The organism is Nocardia cyriacigeorgica NBRC 100375, assembly GCF_000308555.1.
GTDB classification, from domain to species: Bacteria; Actinomycetota; Actinomycetes; order Mycobacteriales; family Mycobacteriaceae; genus Nocardia; species Nocardia cyriacigeorgica.
On sequence record NZ_BAFY01000095.1, the window covers coordinates 1 to 5,052 of the forward strand.

The window sequence follows — 5,052 nt, forward strand, 5'->3', positions numbered from 1 at the left end:
GCCGGTCGAGGATCTCGCGGGCCAGCCGTAGCCGCTCGGCGGGTGTGGTCGCGGCGTCGAACACGTCGAGGCCGCCGCCGGGCACCGCTTCGAACATCAGCGTCGCGCAGGTCCGCTCCTGTCCCGGGGTGCCGGTGAGGGCCGGTGTGGAGACCATCTCGCCGAGCCCGGGCAGCGCTACATAGGTGCCGAGCCCGTCGGGATCGGGGGTGACCCCGTCGAGGTACAGCGCCGCCAGTGTGCGGACCGGCCGGCTCGGCACGGTCAGCGAGGAGTCGAGCGGAAAGCAGGCGGCCAGCTCGCGCGAGGCGCGGGTGACGACGGTGAGGTCGTGTCCGGCGGCGCCGCGGTCGACGTCGTCGACCGAGGGCTCGGTGAGCTCCACCCGGCCGCCACCGGCCACGAATTCGCCGAACCAGCGGGCGAAGACGGTGCGCTGGTCGACGCTGCGGGCCGGTGCGCTGAACCGCCCCGACCAGCCGGCCACCGCATGGCGGTCGACCACCATGGTGAACCGGATGCCGTCGATGGCGGGCGCGTCGGCCCAGTAGTCCAGGCCGGCCTCCGCCTCGAGGGCGATGGTGCGGGCGAACTTGACCTGTGTGCTGGTGACCGAACCGGCCAGCACCGCCTCGGCGTCCTTGTCGGTGACCAGCGTGACGTCCTGGCCACCGCGCTGAAGGCGCAGCGCCAGCGGCAGCCCGCATTCGCCGGCACCCACCACCTGTATCTGTCCCATGTACGGATCCTTCCGGTATCGATCGGCGTGTACCGGAATCGTCGGATGATAGGTAGGGCGCGCACATCGGTAGGCGATGCGCGCACCGGTGCCGCGGCCCGCGCCGCGCCGGGGCCTGCGCCCGCCGCTCATGTCCACAATCCGCGGCACGGCAGCGCGGGCAGATCGCGGTGCGGCTGCTGGTCGATGGTCACGTGCAGGCCCAACGCCGCTGCTGCCAGCGCGAATCGGGCGGCGACGGCGCGGTCGTCCTGGTAGCTCAGTTCGATCGGCGGGTCGTCGAAGCGCACGCGAATCCGGCAGGTTTGCGGCCGGGTAGCGTGGCCCGGCCCGAGGTCGTGAGTGTCCCGCAGAGGCGTCATTCGCACTGTCCTGACAGTTTCGCTGGTCGTGCCGGTGCTCCCAGGCGTCGCCGGATGCCTTGGGCGGCAAGTGGACCCATCACATTGCGCCTATAGGTAGATCGCGCACATCCGTGGCCGCAACACCCGATTTCCGACGCGCGCGACGGCTATGCTGCACCATCGTGACGGCCAGAACTGCGCGCACCGGTGCTCCGCCGGCGGCCACCAGTGATTTCATCGGCCGCGAGCGTGAGTTGGAGAAGATCGGCACCCTGCTGCTCGGTTCGACCCGGCTGATCACGCTGATCGGCGCTGGTGGCATCGGCAAGACCCGATTGGCGACCGAGGCGGTGCACCGATTCCACAAGGCCAAACGGGTGCCGGTGCATTGGGCCCGGCTGGCGAGGCTGCCCCGGCATGCCGACGCCGCCGCGATCGAGAACGAGCTTGCCCAGTCGCTGGTGCACGACGATTTCTCCGGGCGCCCGGCCTGGGATGCCCTCACCGATACCCTGGCCCGCACCGACGCCGTCGGACGCAAGTTGCAGACCGTGCTGGTGATGGACAATTGCGAGCACGTCCTCGAGGGCGTGGGCCGGGTGATCGCCGATCTGATCGCCGCGGTGCCCGGCTTGACCGTGGTCGCGACCAGTCGCGAAGCCATCGGCTGGGTCGATGAGCATCTGGTTCCGGTGGGTTCGCTGTCGGCGGAGCAGGCGCTGACGATGTTCCGCGGCCGGGCCGAATTGACCGGGCACAGCGTCGCGGGCGCCGTGGACAGTGAACTCGCGGCCGCGATCTGCCGGCACGTGCACAATCATCCGCTGTCGATTCAGCTGGCCGCCGCCCGGCTGCGCAGGCAACCGCTGTCGATGATCCTGCGCGATCTCACCGGGGAGGCCTCCGACCGCCGGTTGGGCTGGTCGCCGGGGCACCGGGTCGGCGCCGACGGCAGGCATCAGGGCATCCGCGATGTCATCGCCTGGTCCTACGACCTGTGCCACGACAAGGAGCGGCTGCTGTTCGAGCGGCTGTCGGTGTTCGCCGCCGGCTACGACGCCGATCCCGGCGACACCGGTGAACGCGATATCGGTGCCGAACTCGAGGCCATCGAAGCGGTCTGCGCCGACGACGATCCCGGCGCGCGCCCGGACGGTATTGCCCGCGAGGAGGTCGAGGGCCTGCTGGAGCGGCTGGTCGATCAATCGCTGGTCTCGGTGCATCTGACCGCCGAGGCCGCGCGATATTCGCTGCTGGAGAGTTTCCGGGTCTTCGCTCAGCAGCGCCTGCGCGATCGCGGCGAGGCGGAATTGGCGCGGTTCAGCGATCGGCACCGCCGCTACTACCGCGACAAGGTGGCGCGGGCCGCCGGCGAATGGCTCGGCCCCGGCGAGCAGCAGCTGCTGGATTGGGCCCGCGCCGCCTGGGACAACCTGCTGTGCGCCATCGACAGCGCCGAGGCGACCCCGGGGGAGGCGGCGGTCGGCTTGGAGATCATGGTCGGGCTGATCGCCATCCGGGTGCCGTTCTTCAAGGGGTCGTTGCGCGAGTCGCGTCATCTGGCCGAACGTGCGCTCGCCGCTACCCGCGCGCTGGACCCGCAGCCGGTCGAGCTGCAGGTCACCGCCATGTCGATGATCGGCTGGCTGAGCATGTGCCAGGGCATTCCCGCCGATGCCGAACGGCTGCTCGACGAATGCGTCGCCGCCTGCCTGCCCGAGCCGGACGCGGTGGCGCGGGTCCGCCGGGAACCGGAGGCGGATCTGGGCTTGCCCGCGCCGGTGGAGTTCACCTACGGCAGCCTGTTGATGTTGGTGCACAACGATCCTCGCGCGATCGCGGTGCTCGCGCGTGCGCAGCGCAAATTCCGCGCGGCCGGCGACCGCGGTGGTGCGTCGCTGAGTGAGATGTTCGAGGTTCTCGCCACCGGTTTCACCGGAACCCCCGAGCAGGCCCGCGATATCGCCCGCCGTCATCTCGAGGCTTCGCGCCGTGCCGGTGCGCCGTGGGATCTGTCCTGGGCCGAACTCGGCTGGGTGCTGGCGCTGATCAAGAACAGCGATGCCGAGACCGCCCTCGCTCGCGTGCGCGCCACGCTGGCCGACCAGCTGGCCATGCGTGATCGGTGGGGCACCGTCTGGGCGGTGCACATGTACGCGTGGGCGCTGGCGCGCAAGATCGACGACGGGCCGGCGCCCGGCGACCGCCCGCGCGACTGCGCCCGCGAGATCGCCTGGATTCTGGGCGGCGCGGCGTCGCTGCGGCGCCGCCTCGGCGTCGACCTGGAACACCTCACCTCCTTCCGCGCCGAAACCGAGTGGGCCGCGCAGGTCGCGCGGTCGGCCCTCGGTGAGGCCGCGTTCACCGCCGCCGAACGCGAGGGCGCGATGCTGCGCCCGGAACTCGACGAGGTGGCCCGGCTGGCCCTGGGCACGCTGTCGCTGGACGCGCTGCCGGTGCGGCATCCGGTCCGGCGGCAGCGGCCGACTCGCTGGCAGGAGCTGTCGGCGGCCGAGCAGGATGTGGCGACGCTGGCGGCGGCGGGCTGGACCAATACCGCGATCGCCGCCCGCCGGGGCAGCTCGTTCAAGACCGTCGACGCGCAGATGGCCGCGATCTTCCAGAAGCTCACCATCGGCTCCCGCGACGACATCATCGCCCTGGTCCCCGCCGAGCACCGCGCCACCGTCGCCGAGGAGGCGGCGCGGCGCCCCGGCACACCACGCAAACGGGAGCCGCGGCCGCCGGGCACCTGAGCCGCGCCCGCGGCGACCGTGCGGGCGCGGCGTCGTGCGGGGGAGTATCAGACGCGGACGGGTGCCGGTTCAGCGGCGGTTGCGCGCTCCTCGGCGACCTGCGCGCCCGTCCGGGCGGTGGCGTCGCGCCGCTGCGTCGCGGCCACGCAACCCACCAGCCCCAATGCCACCACACCCAGTGCCGCGCCGATCCAGGCCGTCGCCGGATACCCGAACCCGGCGGTGAGCGCCAGCCCACCCAGCCATGGTCCCGCGGTGATCCCGACATTGAACGCCGAGGTGTTCACCGCCGCAGCCATCGTTGGCGCCTCGGGGGCGAGTGCGAACACCCGGGAGTTCAGCACCGGGTTGGTGCCGAATCCGAACGCGCCCAACGCTATCGCGAGCACCACCATCGGCGCGATGTGCGTGGCGGTCAGCGCGATCAGCGCGGAGGTGACGATCAGTCCGGTGACGCCGACGGTCAGCGTGCGCATCGGATGCCGGTCGGCCACCCGGCCGCCGACGACGATGCCTGCCAGCGCGCCCGCACCGTATCCGGCCAGGACGACGGGCACCCAGGAGTCGGCCAGGCCGGTGGTTTCGGTGAGCATGGCGCCCAGATAGGAGAAGGTCACCAGCAGCGCGCCGGTCGCCACGGCCGTCATGGCGTAGGACAACCACAGCCGGGGCCGAACCATACCGGCGAGTTCGCTGCGCACCCGCGGCGTCCGGGCGGGGCGCCCGCCGGGGATTTTCGCCAGCACGCCGATCATGGCGGGCGCCGACAGGATCGCGACCGCCCAGAAGGCGGCCCGCCAGCCGAAGTGCTGCCCGATGACGGTGCCGAGGGGCAGTCCGACGACGGTGGCGACGGTCAAGCCGCCCGCGACGACGCTCATCGCCCGCCCGCGCATGTTCTCCGGCACCAGGCCGATCGCGGTGGCGGCCGCGACCGCCCAGAATCCGGCGTAGACGAAGGCCGCGACGACGCGGGTGCCGAAGACCACCCAGTAGTCGGTGGACAGCGCACCGACGATGTGCGCGGCGATGAAGACCGCGAGGAACACCAGCAGGGCGGTACGCCGCGACCAGCGCAGCGTCAGCACGGCCAGTACCGGGGCACCCGCGAGCATGCCGAGCGCGAAGGCCGAGATCAGCAGGCCGGCACGGGGAACCGAGACGCCGAGGTCGGCCGACATCTCGGTGAGTAATCCGGCGAGCATGAGTTCGG

Annotated in this window: 4 protein-coding genes; 1 reads left to right on the forward strand and 3 read right to left on the reverse strand. The window is 71.8% G+C overall.

What is annotated here, in order from left to right; all coding sequences use genetic code 11:
• Window positions 1-739 (reverse strand): styrene monooxygenase/indole monooxygenase family protein (locus tag RJ05_RS08950; RefSeq protein WP_303621228.1); only part of this gene is annotated, 739 nt, incomplete at its 3' end.
• Window positions 740-867: 128 nt separating this feature from the next.
• The gene (locus RJ05_RS30770) at window positions 868-1,101 is read right to left on the reverse strand and encodes a hypothetical protein (protein ID WP_138445595.1); all 234 of its coding nucleotides are present in this window, start codon (window positions 1,099-1,101) and stop codon (window positions 868-870) included.
• Between the two features lie 164 nt (window positions 1,102-1,265).
• Here RJ05_RS30770 and RJ05_RS08955 point away from each other — a divergent pair, with 164 nt between their 5' ends.
• The gene (locus RJ05_RS08955; protein WP_036535476.1) at window positions 1,266-3,839 is read left to right on the forward strand and encodes an AAA family ATPase; all 2,574 of its coding nucleotides are present in this window, start codon (window positions 1,266-1,268) and stop codon (window positions 3,837-3,839) included.
• Window positions 3,840-3,886: 47 nt separating this feature from the next.
• Here RJ05_RS08955 and RJ05_RS08960 read toward each other — a convergent pair.
• A partial coding sequence (locus RJ05_RS08960) for a Cmx/CmrA family chloramphenicol efflux MFS transporter (protein ID WP_036535478.1) occupies window positions 3,887-5,052 on the reverse strand: 1,166 nt, incomplete at its 5' end.

What these genes read in the sequence shown, in the direction of transcription:
- RJ05_RS30770 (WP_138445595.1), bottom strand. Translation starts at nt 1,101, where the DNA reads ATGACGCCTCTGCGGGACACTCACGACCTCGGGCCGGGCCACGCTACC.